The organism is Pseudomonas sp. GW822-FHT07A10 (assembly GCF_058798795.1).
Genome location: NZ_JBXAKV010000010.1, coordinates 185866 through 199903 on the forward strand (window position 1 = coordinate 185866; position 14038 = coordinate 199903).

At 59.0% G+C, this 14038-nt stretch carries 10 protein-coding genes and 1 pseudogene; 4 read left to right on the top strand and 7 right to left on the bottom strand.

All coding sequences use genetic code 11. The features are described from left to right. Positions 1–240 precede the first annotated feature (240 nt). The 7 genes from AC1RL4_RS18350 to AC1RL4_RS18380 form a co-directional block, all read right to left on the bottom strand. Positions 241–609: a DUF6124 family protein gene (locus AC1RL4_RS18350; protein WP_230174870.1), complete on the bottom strand. Its 369-nt coding sequence runs from the start codon at positions 607–609 to the stop codon at positions 241–243. A 517-nt stretch (positions 610–1126) separates the two neighbouring features. After that, positions 1127–4207: a hypothetical protein gene (locus AC1RL4_RS18355; RefSeq protein ID WP_050438302.1), complete on the bottom strand. Its 3081-nt coding sequence runs from the start codon at positions 4205–4207 to the stop codon at positions 1127–1129. 402 nt (positions 4208–4609) lie between these two features. Continuing rightward, on the bottom strand, positions 4610–5137 hold the full coding sequence (locus tag AC1RL4_RS18360; protein ID WP_230174868.1) for a retron system putative HNH endonuclease: 528 nt from the start codon (positions 5135–5137) through the stop codon (positions 4610–4612). 64 nt (positions 5138–5201) lie between these two features. Next, positions 5202–7142 carry a cyclic di-GMP receptor LapD gene (gene lapD / locus AC1RL4_RS18365; RefSeq protein ID WP_230174866.1) on the bottom strand — a complete coding sequence of 647 codons (1941 nt, stop codon included), beginning with the start codon at positions 7140–7142 and terminating at the stop codon, positions 5202–5204. Positions 7143–7165: 23 nt separating this feature from the next. After that, on the bottom strand, positions 7166–7873 hold the full coding sequence (gene lapG / locus AC1RL4_RS18370) for a cysteine protease LapG (RefSeq protein ID WP_026331721.1): 708 nt from the start codon (positions 7871–7873) through the stop codon (positions 7166–7168). Between the two features lie 245 nt (positions 7874–8118). Next, positions 8119–8514 carry a YbaN family protein gene (locus tag AC1RL4_RS18375; protein WP_019579522.1) on the bottom strand — a complete coding sequence of 132 codons (396 nt, stop codon included), beginning with the start codon at positions 8512–8514 and terminating at the stop codon, positions 8119–8121. A 10-nt stretch (positions 8515–8524) separates the two neighbouring features. Beyond that, positions 8525–9112: a UPF0149 family protein gene (locus tag AC1RL4_RS18380; protein WP_007938492.1), complete on the bottom strand. Its 588-nt coding sequence runs from the start codon at positions 9110–9112 to the stop codon at positions 8525–8527. A gap of 284 nt (positions 9113–9396) precedes the next feature. On the opposite strand from AC1RL4_RS18380, the gene recQ reads away from it, so the two are divergent. From recQ to AC1RL4_RS18400, 4 genes and pseudogenes are all read left to right on the top strand, one after another. After that, on the top strand, positions 9397–11523 hold the full coding sequence (recQ, locus tag AC1RL4_RS18385) for a DNA helicase RecQ (protein ID WP_230174864.1): 2127 nt from the start codon (positions 9397–9399) through the stop codon (positions 11521–11523). A gap of 119 nt (positions 11524–11642) precedes the next feature. Further along, positions 11643–12077 (top strand): MarR family transcriptional regulator, encoded by a 435-nt coding sequence (locus AC1RL4_RS18390; protein WP_018929920.1) that lies wholly within the window; start codon positions 11643–11645, stop codon positions 12075–12077. Positions 12078–12205: 128 nt separating this feature from the next. Next, positions 12206–12616 (top strand): annotated as a pseudogene (locus tag AC1RL4_RS18395) (type IV pilus assembly protein FimV); the annotation flags it as partial. Between the two features lie 954 nt (positions 12617–13570). After that, positions 13571–14014 (top strand): FimV C-terminal domain-containing protein, encoded by a 444-nt coding sequence (locus tag AC1RL4_RS18400; RefSeq protein WP_432767522.1) that lies wholly within the window; start codon positions 13571–13573, stop codon positions 14012–14014. Positions 14015–14038 lie beyond the last annotated feature (24 nt).

Here is a 14038-nt window from a genome sequence, read left to right on the forward strand (position 1 = left end):
CTGAAACGACAAAACCCGCCATTCCCGGTGAAAGGGGATGGCGGGTTTTTTGTTGTTTGAGGATTTATCTACCGGCCCTGTGCCCGGATACACCTCATGTGGCGAGGGAGCTTGCCCCCGTTCGGCTGCGCAGCAGTCGTAAAACCTGTACATGCAGTTTGCCAGACAGACAGTGATTGCAGGTTTTGGGGGCCGCTTCGCAGCCCAACGGGGGCAAGCCCCCTCGCCACAGGGATCAGGTCATAGGGCCGGGTCAGCCTTCAGCTCCAGACTGTCCAGCGCCCGACTCACCGCCAGCTCGCCGAACATGATGAGCTGCGCGACGCCCAGTATCGTATTGCGCTGCGGCCCCTCCAGAAACCCGGCACAGTCACTGGCGATCACCTTGGCCGAGGCAAAGGACTCGCAGGCATTGGCCAGTAGCTCTTCGATGTCGATGTCCGGGGCGACGGTGTAAATCGTGCTCGGTTTGCGTGGGGGCTTGGGGTCGGACGGTTTGAGGTAGTAATCGAGGGCGCGCTCGGCGGCTTCGTTGAGTTTTTTGGAGTCCGGGGTTTCGTAGGGGGAAACGTCGTCGGTTTCAGGGGGATTGGGTGTGGCTTTGAACATTGTAATGCTCCTTGATTAGTGGAGCCGCCACGGTTCGCTGCGAAACGAAGATAGGTGGCAGCTGTACGCAGGTTCGCAGACCGGGAATCAAGGAACCCGGCAGACCCGAAGATCTCCCGCGCACAGCCGCCATAACGCAATCCAGTAGACGAAAAAAAGCGCCAACTGAAAGGGAACGGTGGCGCTATGCGCCTTGATTGATCCAGGCTGCGAAACCCGACCACTGATGAGCAGTGGCAGGGAAACGATAGAGCCCGACCTCAAAGCGCACAAGCCGGCGGATTCTGGCGCAGTCGTAGGCAGCGGCGCAAGGATGTGTAGCCTGAGTGAGTGTCTTGAGATGTTTTTTAAACATCGCTGTTTATTTCTCATTCAGGCTTAAGAGAGGCAGGGCTGATAAATAATGGCGTGCCCAGATACGCCCCTTTTCGTCCGACAAACTGTTGGTTGGCGGTTGAACGTTGCCCAAATCGGCCGGGAAAGGCCGTTTTGTTGGAGAAATATTCCATCCTATAAATTATCTGTAAGTCATATTGAAATAATCAATAGAAACTAAATCCATTTCCGATGTTTGGACTTCTACACCCCAAATATCGATACTGGGATGCGAGTAACTAACAAGTTGTGCATCGAAATTAAGTGGGAGCGTGTGTTGATGGATCGTGTTGTTATTTATGTCTAAAAATCTGATCCATAGATTACGGGTTTGTGCGAACCTGACAAAAAAACTGACGCTGGAATAGCCCCAATTGAATCGAATACGCATATGTTGTGACGTGCCAAGGCCTTTCCAATGCATCTCCAGAGTCTGCCCATAACTTTTACCCGGTATCTGAGGATAGGGACCAGTGAATAAGTCAGCCAGTGGAGCTATCCCGATAAAGCCGGTGCCCCCTAAATGGTAAATAGTCATGCTGTTTAGTGGGATGTTTAGACCTGGCGATACGTGTCTCGTTGAGTATTGATCGAAATTTTCAGACGTGGATGGCACTACTCTGGTGAAACTCCGTGAGTTGGAATTCAACCCGGTCGCTACTGCTGTGGCGTATACCCTGTTTAGGCCAGTGACGATGGGCAGGGGGGTAGTCCAGAAGCCACTTGCGTTGCTCTGCACGATATTCTTGGCACTGTTGTTGTGATGGATCTGCACGCTATAAAAAGGTGTCACCGATCCTTCCAGTGTGACAGAGGCACTGGCGGTACTCTGTCCCTCGCCCAGCTCTCCTCGCGAATGCTTGACCGACGTCAGGGTCACTGCCAGATGGGCTTTGCGTGTAAAGATGCGCGCGGGGGATTCCAGCTGATTGCCATAAACGGCTCTGGCGGTGAGGGAAAAAACCTTCTGCTCCAGAGCCGATAACTTCGTAGTCCCACTCCCTTTGCTATCAAGTGGAATAGGCGCCCCGATGGCCTTGGCTCCATCGTAGAGTTGGATACTCTGGTTCGGATCGGCAGCGACGGTCACCGTGACCTCGGTGTCGTAAGTCGTTCCGTTATGGGCGACCGGACCTTTGGAATCCGTCAGTGCGGTGATGCTTGGTTTGGTGGCCACCACCGTCAGGTTGCGCACGTTGGAGTAAGTCGCGGTGGGGTGATACAGCGATTTGGCGTACAAGCGGTGGCCACCCTGCGCGACGGTGATCGTGTGCTCCCAGATTCCCGTGGTCGCGTGGGCGGTCGCCGTGCCCTTGGACACTGCACTCGAGCCACTGCCGTCGAAGATTTCAACCTGCTGGCCGTTGCTCGCCTTGCCCTTGAGTTTCAATGTGGTTTTGATGGTGCTGGTGCCCTCCGGCACTTCGACGTTGTTGGCGTCCAGCACATTGACCAGCGTCGGCACAATCACAGCCACCACCGTCAGGTTGCGCACGTTGGAGTAAACGGGGGTGGGGTGATACCGCGACTGGGCATACAAGCGGCGACCGCCCTCCGGCACGGTAATCGTGTGTTCCCAGATCCCCGTTGTCGCGTTGGCGGTCGCCGTGCCCTTGGACACCGCGCTCGGGCCACTGCCGTCGAAGATCTCGACGGGCTGCCCCTTGCTGGCTGTGCCCTTGAGCTTCAGGGTGATACTGGCGGTCAGCCCACCCTCCGGAACTTCCTTGTTGCCGGCATCCGTTACGTTGCTCAAGGTCGGAACAACCAGCTCCACCGACTTAATGGTGTAGGTACGGTCCGGAAACACCACCGCCGTTGCCTCGACATTGCTCTTATCCAGAGACGCCTTGAACTTGATTGTCAATGTAGAACCGTGCCCGAGCAGCTTGAGGTAGCTGTTGGCCAATGTATATGGCCAGAAGCCCTGGCTGACCCACGTGGCGTTGACCTTTGAGGTTCCGCCACTCCAGACTTGCAGGTTGTGCGCCGTGCCGTCCGCTTTTTTCCCCTCCAGCCTCATCCGCACTTGCTGACCCGCTTCGATCAGCGTCCAGAGCAATCCGTGGAGGGTCGCGTCTTTGGTGCCCAGTGCCATCAGGTCAAGCACATTGTTGGCATCGACCTCGACAATCTTCGGCGGGATCAACGCCGTCTTCGGCAACGGCAGAATGTTCAGCGACAAGGGTAATGAGGTGGAGGTTATGCCGTTGCGTTCGATGACGTAAGTGACGGTCACGGTTTTGCCCAAGCTATAGGCCAGCACCGAGCGCGGTACGACAAACTCCCGCCCGGCGCTGACCAGGCGTTGCGGGCTGGTGAAGGAACCCGCAGCCGGCGTGCCGGTCGCGCCTTGCCAGCTCACGGTCACCTTGTCGGTGGGCAGCAGCGAGCCGAGCGGCACTACCGTCACAACGTCCTGCAGGGTCGGATTGAGGTTGTTGCCTGTCTGCCCCTTGACGGTCGGGGCCAGCAGATCGAGACGGTTGGCGTGGATGTCCAGATAGGTTGTCGCCGACTGGTTACCGTTGCCCAACTGGTCGGTCACTGTGCACTTGACCGGCATCTTGGCGTTGTCGCCGATCTGCTGGAAATCAGCGGCGGTCAGGGTCAGTGTGATCGCCTTGGCAGGGTCAGTGACTTTAATCGTGGTGCTCCAGGTGCCCACGTCCAGGCGAATCTCATCATATGGCCGCGCGAAGCTGATGATGAAGGTGGCCAATACCCCCGTCGCTGCATCTGCAGGACCGACGCCGTTGGCGACGATGTTGGGTGGAAAGACGATGGTGATACCGGCCGGCGCGGGGTTACCGGGTGCCGGGTCGTGATACAGCACATCCAGCACCGGGGTCGAGTCCTCAAAATTCCCGCTGGGCCGGGTGACCCGGTAAAACAGCTGATTGATGCCGTTCACCAGCCTCCCCAGCGGCAGGTACAGGAGAATGCGCAGTTGCTCTTCTCCCGGCAGGATGACCTTGCTCACGGAAGTGGCTTTGCCGTTGACCCACACCTCCACGGTGTCGAATGCATCCAGCGTAAAAGTTTTCAGCATCGTGGGGGGATCAATCACCAGTGCCAGGCCATTAGGCGCCTGATAAATGGACAAGGGTATGCCGCCGTGGGCGAGCCCCGCCGGTTGCACGGGTGTTCTCCACCCCGGGATGAACATGGGCACCAACAAAAGTCCGTCGCTGGCCTGTGCTGAATTGACGTTGATGCTCATCTTGTTCTCCTGGCGCGTTGTGCCCGAGCCATTTCGGGAGCGAGCCCCATCACACCGCGAAAGAAGAAAACCGGCTACTGTCAGATCTGACAGGTGACGGTGGGTTTGCGACGAACGGTCATGTGCGATGGCTTTTCAGGGTTTTCGCAAGGCGCAAAAAAACGGCCTTTGAAGGGCCGTTTTCGGTTGCAACTGAGTCAGAGGCCAGTCAGTGCGTTCACCTTTCCCGCAGGGCTGCGAAGCGGCCCCAAATAGCCGCAATCACGGTTGGTCTGGCAAACCGCATACACAGGTATTACGAGAATGCGTATCCTTAAGGAGTATCTGGAGGTGTCAGATTAAACATCTCCGTTTATTGATCACGCCGGATGCATCGACAAATTGATGCGTTCCCTTTTTTCCTCAGAGGCTCCAAGACAATGTGTGTCTGATTGCTGTGGCAAAGGGCAGGTGGGCGGTTCCCAGGATTTCTTCTTCAGGGAATAACTGCAGTTCCTCACTTGCCGGATCGTCCTGAAACATCTCATGAAGTGTTTCTGCGGTTTCCAGGTAACCACGAACGGCCTCGCGCCTTATTTCGCGAAGGGCACCGTTTTCTGCATCGAGATTGAAGATGCGAAGGGTTTCTATCGCTCGGTGACGGTGCTGATGATCCAAGTCTGCCCGTGGCGTGATGGTGCCATCGCTGACAAAGATGAAATAGTCGTCAGGGTTGTCCTCGTCGGGTTTGAGCAGAACAACAGGGTCATAGAGGCTGCACCTGTCCTTGAACTTACCGCAGGTGTCTTCTCGGTTGCATGATCCGAACAGATTATTCCAATCGAACGTACCTTGAGGAAATCTGTCTCGCTGTTGAAAGTGTTCGAGGTGCTTACGCCCGGATTGAATAATGTCTGCTTCGCAGTACGCACAACGGGTACCTTGGAACATATATGGCGCGGATTCTACTGTGAATGAAAACAGGTGAACACCATGGACATAAAGCGCTGCAAAACTACATCGGCTCCGGTGGCCCGATCAACCGCCCCATCACCCCAAACAACCCCAACTCCCGAATCACCTCCAGTTCCCCTTTGGTCTCGACCATCTCCGCAATCAATGGCAAATCGATGCTGTTGGTCGCCCGGTATATCGCATCGATAAACAACCGCTTGTCACTCTGCTCATCGATGCCCCGAATGTACGCCCCATCGATTTTCAAGTACGCCAACCCCAGCTGCGTCAGATTGCCGATCTGGCTGAAGCTGCCGCCGAAATGCTGCAAACCGATGCGGTAACCGGTGTTGAGCAGGCTGTGGCTCAGGCGTTGCAGTTCTTCGGGGGGCGGCAGTTGGCGTTCGTCGATTTCCAGGGTCAGCAGAGGCGCCAGTTCCGGCAATGATTCGAGTATGTCGCAGATCAGTTTCAGCTGGGTCTGGTCGCGCAGGGTGCTGCCGGACAGGCTCAGCGCGAGCGGCCAGCGGTTGGCGGCGAGGTATTCGAGGGTGGTTTCGAGCATCGCCAGATCGAACCGCGCCGACCAGCCGAGGCGTTCGATCCACGGCAGGAAATGCCCGGCGGCAACGGCCTCGCCTTGCGGGTCGAGCAGGCGCGCGAGGACTTTGTGGTGCAGCACCTGACTGGTGTCGGCGCATTGCACCACCGGTTGGAAATACAACTGCATCTTGCCCTCGGTCAGCGCATCGTCGATCCAGTTGCGCCAATCATGCTGAGAGTGATTCGGCGCAGTATCGACCTGAGCCTGGTATATCCATGGCCGCTCGGGATGTTGCCGGGCCTGGGTCAGCGCCTGATCCAGGCGCAGCAGCACATCATTTGCCGGTTCGCCGGGGTGATAGGCGACGATGCCCAGGTGCGCCACGGGCATACAGTCGCTGGCGCCGGTCAGGCGCAGGTTTTCCAGGGTGGCGCTGATTTCGGAGGCCAGTCGCGCGGCATCCTTACTGTCCAGGCCCGGCGTCAGCAAGCTGAATTCGCCACCGCGATTACGCGCTGCGAGCCAGGTGCGACGTTCTGCAGGTTGCGTCAGGCGTTTGAGCAACTCGCCGACGGCGCTGATCAGGGCATCGGTGCGTTGGCCACCCAGGCGTTGATTGAGACCGATCAGGTCGTTGATCCGCAGCATCAGCAAATGACCGTCGCGGCTTTGCTCGGAATCCAGTAATTGGTCGGCCAGTTGTTCATCCAGCAAACGCCGGTTGGCCAGGCCCGTGAGGTTGTCCTGATAGGATTCGGAGCGCAGTTTTTCGCTGCGCGCGGCCTCTTCGGCGAACAGCGCTTTGAGTTTTTCGACCATCTGGTTCATGGCCAGCACCACGCGTTTGAGCTCCGGCGTGCGCGGCAGTTTCGGCAAACTGCGGAACTCGCGTTTGCTGATGGCTTCCGCCTGTTTGACCATGTTGTCGAGCGGCCGCAGCTGCCGGCGCAACAGCCAGCCACCAAACACGGCGCTGAGCAGTCCGCAAATCAGCAGCCAGATCAGGCTGCCAAGGGTGCTGTCCCAGAGTTTGGCCAGGGCGAACTGCGGGTTGCTCAGCACTTCGACCCGGGCTGCCTGGTCCCAGCCACGCGTGACCAGCGCATCGCCGCCTTGTGGGCGCAGGTTCACCAGGCTGACGAACCAGCCCGGAACACCCTCGATTTGCGCTGGTACGCTGCGCTCCACCAGCACTTGTTCATTCTCGATGTTGATGACCCGGATGCTGCTGAAATAGCCACTGTCGAAAATCGAGCTGACCATCAATTCGATCATCGCCGGGTCGTCGATCTGCGCGGTCAACGACAGGCCCAGCGCCGTCGCAGCATCCTGGGCGTGGGAGCGCAACTGGCTGAGCATCTGTTCACGGGAGCTTTCCAGGCTGACAAAAAAACTGCCGCTGAAGGCCACCAGCAAGAACAGGCAAATGGCGAGGAACAACTGTTTGCGCAGTGACATGAAAACACTCCTTGCAGTGGCGGCTAGCCTTCGCCCACGGCGAACCCTTCGATTTGCATCTTTTTCAATACGTCTTGCCAGCGCGACAGTTTTTTCGAGTCGCTGCTGCGTTTACCGCCATTGGCCCCCGGCAAGTACAGACCTTCGGCGTTGAAGGCGTACACCGGCAGCAAGTCTTTGCGTTGGGAGGCGGGGCGGATCTCGTCGATCAGGTTGTCCAGCACCAGCGGATCGGCCGTGGGGCTGCTGTAGAAGGTCAACACCATGTGCGCCTGGTTCTGGGTCAGGGCCTTGACGTAGGTGATGCGCAGTTTTTCGCTGGGAATCCCGAGGTGACGCAGGCTGAAGTATTTCGCCAGGGCGTAGTCTTCGCAGTCGCCTGCGGCTTTGATCAAGGATTCCACGGGCGTGGCCCAGTAATCGGTCTGATGCCAGATGCGCGTGTCATCCTGAAAACTCAGTTGCTGATTGAAGAAGTGATTGACCGCGTTCAGTTGTTCACGCTCAGGCTGGTTGCGTTCGCTTTGCAGCATTTGGCTCCAGGCCTCGATCCGTCCCTGTGCCGGGCCAAGGGGGCCGTAGCGTTTTTCGGCCGTTTGCAGAACCTGCGCAAAATCCCAGTCGGCCCAGACACTGCCTAACCCGGCCAGCAGAAAACTCGCCAGCAACAGCCATCCGCCGAACCGAAGTCGGAGCGTTGACCATCCTGGACTACGCGGACCGCGGGACATGTCTGGCTGCTCGGGTGCAGATGCCTGAAGTCTAGGTGGTGTTTACGGCGAGGGAGGGCAGGTCGTCGGACGAAAGGATGTCGGCGGGTTGTTTTGTGTGGCGAGGGGGCTTGCCCCCGTTGGGTTGCGAAGCAGCCCCAAAACCTGCAACCCAACCTTCTCCGACACGCCGCATTGACGACTGCTGCGCAGCCGAACGGGGGCAAGCCCCCTCGCCACAAAAGCCCTCGAGCCACAGAGGGGAATCAGGGCTTATGCAGGGTTTTCTGTTTGAGGATATAAACCGTCACCAGCACCGCACTGGTCAGCATGAACCCGCGCGCCCACGGCAGGGGCACCAGGTAGCAGGAGAACAGGATGCTCGCCCACATCAACCCGATGGTGTAGACCTTGCCCTTGAGCGGAATGCCGTTGCCGTCCAGATAGTCGCGAATCCAGGGGCCAAGCCGTGGATGTTCAACCAGCCAGTGATAGAAACGCGGCGAACTGCGGGCGAAGCAGGCTGCCGCCAACAGCAGGAACGGTGTGGTGGGCAGCACCGGCAGGAAAATCCCGATCACCCCCAGCACTACGCTCAGCCAGCCGATGGCCAGCAGCACGTAGCGCAACATCAGGGGGCGGTTGCCTATGGGTTTGTCCATAGGCAAAACCTTAGTGGTGACGTGGCTTGAGGATCGCCGGTTTTTCGTCTGGCGCGTTGCACAGCAAGTACAGCGCGGTCAGGGCTTCCGGGATTTGCACGATCATGTCGTCCATCAGGTTGGCGTCGGCCGCGATGTCGGAGAACTCAGGCTGTTCGTCGAACAGACCCGAACCGACCATGATCGGCAGCAGCATTTCACTGACTTCGTCTTCGGCGGTTTCGAACCAGGCGGCTTCGCGCAGGAACACGCCTTCCATGAAGCCGATGCACCAGCCACGCAGGTCGGAATCGTCTGGGTCATCACCCAGGTCGAGGTCGCATGGCAGCTCGAACTCTTCGTCGGACGCCAGTTGGCGGGCGATGTGAGCCTTGAGCAGCACCAGGGTGGATTCGATCGCTTCACGCTCGGTGTCGTCGGCGTAATGCGGTTCTTCGGCGAACAGCGCATCGATCCATTCGCGGTCGGGAACGCTTTCGGAACAGATCGACAGCGCGGTGAGGTAGCCGTGGGCGGCCACGTAGTCCAGCGCCTCGTCATGCAGCTCGTCGGCGTCGAGGAAGACTTGCAGGCGGGTTAGTTGCTCAGCGAAGGACATTAAAGGGCTACCTTGGGGAATATACGATGCGGGAATTCTAGGCCTTCTTGAGCGCTCAGGCCAGCCGCGCGGCATATTTGCTCCCGCGGTTGGCTTGTGTGCGTCTTATCAGCGGCGCCCTTTGCAGGGGAGGGCTCGGGTATACTCGCGCGTTTTGTGATGCCCTGCTGGCGTCACGGCTGAAATATGCAGCGTCATGCAATGCGCACTTACGATTTGTTTGTGCAGCTTTCGTGGTTCTGAACCAGCCTTGCAGGGATGTTTCGGTGATTTTTGGAGTTTTTATGCTCGAACAGGCTCAACGCGTCCTCAAGGACATCTTCGGCTACGACAGTTTCCGTGGCCGTCAGGGTGCAATCATTGAGCGCGTGGCCAGTGGCGGCGACGCCCTGGTGCTGATGCCTACCGGGGGCGGCAAGTCCTTGTGCTTCCAGGTGCCGGCGCTGCTGCGCGAAGGCCTGGCGGTGGTGGTGTCGCCGCTGATCGCGCTGATGGACGATCAGGTCGCCACTCTCGAAGAGCTGGGGGTCGCCGCGGCGTCGTTGAACTCCACCCTCAGCGCCGAGCAGCAGCGGGATCTTGCTGCACGGATCAAGCGCGGCGAGGTGAAAATGCTCTACCTGGCGCCCGAGCGCCTGGTGCAGCCACGGATGCTGGCCTTCCTGCAAAGCCTCGAAATCGCCCTGTTCGCCATCGACGAAGCGCATTGCGTGTCCCAGTGGGGCCACGACTTCCGTCGCGAATACCTGCAACTGGGCCAGTTGGCGGAATTGTTCCCCAACGTCCCGCGCATTGCCCTGACCGCCACCGCCGACAAGCGTACCCGGGAAGAAATCGTCGATCGCCTGCATTTGCAGGATGCCGAGCGTTTCCTGTCGAGTTTCGACCGTCCCAACATTTTTTATCGCATCGTGCCCAAGGAACAGCCGCGCAAGCAGTTGCTGGCGTTCCTCGCCGAACGGCGCAGCGATGCCGGCATCGTTTACTGCCTGTCGCGCAAAAAGGTCGACGAAGTGGCGGTGTTCCTCAGTGAACAAGGCTTCCCGGCGCTGCCGTACCACGCCGGTCTGGCCAACGAAACCCGGGCGCATCACCAAAAACGCTTCCTCAACGAGGAAGGCCTGATCATGGTCGCCACCGTGGCGTTCGGCATGGGCATCGACAAGCCCAACGTGCGTTTTGTGGCTCACCTCGATTTGCCCAAATCCCTCGAGGCCTACTATCAGGAAACCGGTCGCGGCGGCCGTGACGGTCTGCCAGCGGATGCCTGGATGGCGTACGGCCTGCAAGACGTGGTGATGCTCAAGCAGATGTTGCAGAACTCCGAAGGCGACGAGCGCCACAAGCGTCTGGAGCAGCACAAGCTCGACGCCATGCTCTCGCTCTGTGAAGAAACCCGCTGCCGCCGCCAGACCCTGCTGGCGTACTTCGACGAAGACATGCCCGAGCCCTGCGGCCACTGCGACAACTGTGTCGACGGTGTGCAGACCTGGGACGCCACCGAGCCGGCCCGCCAGGCGCTGTCGGCGATCTACCGCACCGGTCAGCGCTACGGCGTCGGCCATCAGGTGGACGTGTTGCTGGGCAAGGACAACGAAAAGGTCCGCAGTTTTGGCCATCAGCATTTGTCGGTATACGGCGTAGGCAAAGCGCTGGGTGAAAGTGAATGGCGCTCCTTGTTCCGACAACTTGTTGCTCGCGGTCTGGCGGACATCGACCTCGAAGGCTACGGTGGGCTGCGCCTGAGCGATACCTGCCGGCCGTTGCTCAAGGGCGAAGTGACCCTGGAACTGCGCCGCGACCTCAAGCCGCAAACCACCGCCAAAAGCAGCAAGAGCCAGGCGAGCCAACTGGTCCGCTTCGAGGAGCGCGAACAGTGGGAAGCGCTGCGTGCCTTGCGCCGCAAACTGGCCGAAGAACATGGCGTGCCGCCGTACGTCATCTTCCCCGATTCGACGCTGCTGGAAATGCTCCGCAGCCAGCCGACCTCGCTGGCGGAAATGGCCACGGTCAGCGGTGTCGGCGCGCGCAAACTGGAACGTTACGGCGAGGCTTTCCTCGAAGTGCTCGGCGGTCAGGTCGAGGCACCGAAAGTGGTGGCCGATGTGCGCCACGAGCTGATCACGCTGGCCCGGGCCGGCATGACACCGCTGCAGATCGCCGGTCAGCTGCAATGCTCGGAAAAGAATGTCTACACGATGCTCGCCGAGGCCATCGGCAAGCAGCAGCTGTCACTGGAACAGGCGCTGGACCTGCCCGAAGAGTTGATGGGCGAAGTTCAGGACGCTTTCCTCGACGGCGAAGGCGAGTTGCCGCCGGTGGCGGAGATCGCCGCGTTGTTCGCAGGGCGGGTGCCGGAAGGCGTTTTGTATTGCGTACGTGCCGCGCTGCAGTCGGAATTCGAAATTTGAATGACCTGTCGCGCAGATGTAACGATTCAGTACAGAGCAAACCTTGCCTATAGCCAAAGGTCATGCTTAGCTGACTAATAATTAGTTTTTCTCTATTTCAGTCTAACCATGAGTGTTTTATGCCGTTAACCGATCAACACCGCTTTGGCATGCAACTGGCCCAGATGTCTCGCGGCTGGCGTGCCGAACTGGACCGCCGACTGGCTGGCCTGGGCCTGTCCCAGGCGCGCTGGCTGGTGCTGCTGCACCTGGCGCGTTTCGATGATGCTCCCACCCAACGTGAACTGGCGCAAAGCGTCGGCGTCGAAGGGCCTACCCTGGCTCGGCTGCTCGATAGCCTGGAAAGTCAGGGCCTGGTGCAACGCCAATCGGTGCTGGAAGACCGTCGGGCGAAAAAAATCGTCCTCTGTGCCCCGGCCCGGCCCTTGATCGAACAAATTGAAACCATTGCCACACAACTGCGCCACGAATTGTTCGAAGGCGTTGATGAGGCGGATTTGAAGGTCTGCATGCGTGTCCACGCGCACATCCTGGGCAACCTGGAAAAATCTTGAGGCACAACCACGCGTCGGACTTTTGAGATACCCCGTTGGGCAGACTATAAAGAACTACTAGGCAATATCGTGTTCGTACCGGATGTGCGAATGCATACAGGTTGGTTCTGGTTATCTAAGGGATGCTCATGCTCGAGAGTTGGCACGTTGTATTGCGGTGTTGCACCCGGCTGCTGCTGGTCGGTAGTGCCGTCACTTACTCGGCATTGGCCCCCGCGCTAGGCTTGGGTGAGATCACCCAGCATTCGGCGTTGAATCAGCCATTCAGCGCCGATATCGCCCTGCTGGACGTTGGGGGGCTGGAGGAGGGCGAGCTGTCGGTCAGCCTGGCGACGGCGGAAGAATTCAGCCGCGCCGGTGTCGAGCGGGTGTTCTTCCTCAATAACCTGAAGTTCACGCCGATCCTGCGGGGCAACCGCAACCTGATCCGGGTGACGTCCAGTAAACCGGTCAAGGAACCCTTTCTGAATTTTCTGGTGCAGCTCAATCAGCCCAACGGGCGTTTGCTGCGCGAGTACACCGTGCTGATCGATCCGCCGGGTTCACCTGGGATCGTTCCCGTCAACGACGACCCCGCGCCGAGCCCTCAGGATTCCGCGTTCCCGTCTGTTGAACCGGCTGTTGCACCGCCACCTGCGGTGAATAGTAATAGTTCGGCACCCAAGCCTGATGTCGATAAATCAGCCGCCACGCCGGCGAGTGATCCTGTTGCCGAACAACTGGCCACTAGCGTGCTGCAAAACCAGCAGTTGCAAAAGACCATCGATGAACTCAATGCGAAGCTGCAGGCGCAGGACGAGCAGATCTCTGTTCAGAAAAAACAGGTGACTGAGCTGCAAACCCAACTGACGGAAGTCAAACAGGCGTCGGCGGCGCCTGCCGCACCCGAGGTGCCGGCGCCGGTTCCGGTGGTTGTCGAGACGTCCGAAGCATCCCATTGGCCGCTGATCATCGGGTTGCTGTCGTTGGTGGCCCTGGTGTCGCTCGCAGTGTTCATTCGCCGTCAACGACAGCAGGTTCAGGCCTTGCCCGAGCCGCTACCCGTGCAGCCGTCACGTCATGAATCGGTGCTCAACCGCACAGCAGATCCGGCCAAGTCAGCCACCCAGGCGCAATCGCTAGGTGGCTCGTCTGATGAGACTGCCGCAGGCGACGTGCTGGAAGGGGTTAGTATCTACCTCGCCTATGGCCGTTTGTCCGAGGCAGCCGGATTGTTGCGAGAGGCGTTGGTCAAGGAGCCCCAACGCATCGACCTGGCCGTGCAGCTGCTGGAGGTTCTTGGTAAGCAGGGTGACGTGCAAGCGTATGACGCGCAGGAAAGTAGCCTGCGTGACGCCGGGTTTGACACACAGCAACTTCAGGACATCCGCAACCGCCATCCGAAACTGATCGATGCCGTGCCGGTGGCCACCGCGGTGGCAGTGTCTCCGTCCACGCCTGCAATTCCAGTGGCACCGAGCGATGAGTTCCAGTTGAACCTCGACGACCTGTCGATGGATGCGAACTGGGACCTGATCAGCCCCTTCGACAACTCTCCGCCCAGTGCCAAACCGTCGAATGAGTCATCACCGGCAGACGAGCCGGGGTTCACTTCGAATCTGCATGTGTTGCCCGATGTTTTCGAAATACCCGACGAGCCGACGCTGGACGAGCCCGAGCTTGAATGGGTCGCCGAACCCGACTCGCAATCTCTGGACGAGACCTTTCTCAACGAATTCAGCGATCCCGGCCAATCGCTGGAGCTTGAACCGCTGACTGCTGAATTGATCGATCTTGAACCGGCCGAGCCGAGCAGCGCGGGCAAACTCGAACAGGCCCAGACCTGCATCGACGACGGTGATCTGGACAGCGCCATCGAGCTGCTCAACGAGTTGCTCAAGGAAGGCGACGAACCGCTGAAGGAGACAGCCCGAACGCTGTTGGCGGGTATTCGCTGAAGATCAAAAGGTCGCAGCCTTTGC

Excerpts from the sequence above, each read along its gene's own strand:
- AC1RL4_RS18400 (WP_432767522.1), top strand. The coding sequence starts at position 13,571 with ATGGATGCGAACTGGGACCTGATCAGCCCCTTCGACAACTCTCCGCCC.
- recQ (WP_230174864.1), top strand. The coding sequence starts at position 9,397 with ATGCTCGAACAGGCTCAACGCGTCCTCAAGGACATCTTCGGCTACGAC.
- AC1RL4_RS18360 (WP_230174868.1), bottom strand. The coding sequence starts at position 5,137 with ATGTTCCAAGGTACCCGTTGTGCGTACTGCGAAGCAGACATTATTCAA.
- AC1RL4_RS18350 (WP_230174870.1), bottom strand. The coding sequence starts at position 609 with ATGTTCAAAGCCACACCCAATCCCCCTGAAACCGACGACGTTTCCCCC.
- lapD (WP_230174866.1), bottom strand. The coding sequence starts at position 7,142 with ATGTCACTGCGCAAACAGTTGTTCCTCGCCATTTGCCTGTTCTTGCTG.
- AC1RL4_RS18390 (WP_018929920.1), top strand. The coding sequence starts at position 11,643 with ATGCCGTTAACCGATCAACACCGCTTTGGCATGCAACTGGCCCAGATG.
- AC1RL4_RS18375 (WP_019579522.1), bottom strand. The coding sequence starts at position 8,514 with ATGGACAAACCCATAGGCAACCGCCCCCTGATGTTGCGCTACGTGCTG.
- AC1RL4_RS18355 (WP_050438302.1), bottom strand. The coding sequence starts at position 4,207 with ATGAGCATCAACGTCAATTCAGCACAGGCCAGCGACGGACTTTTGTTG.
- AC1RL4_RS18380 (WP_007938492.1), bottom strand. The coding sequence starts at position 9,112 with ATGTCCTTCGCTGAGCAACTAACCCGCCTGCAAGTCTTCCTCGACGCC.
- lapG (WP_026331721.1), bottom strand. The coding sequence starts at position 7,873 with ATGTCCCGCGGTCCGCGTAGTCCAGGATGGTCAACGCTCCGACTTCGG.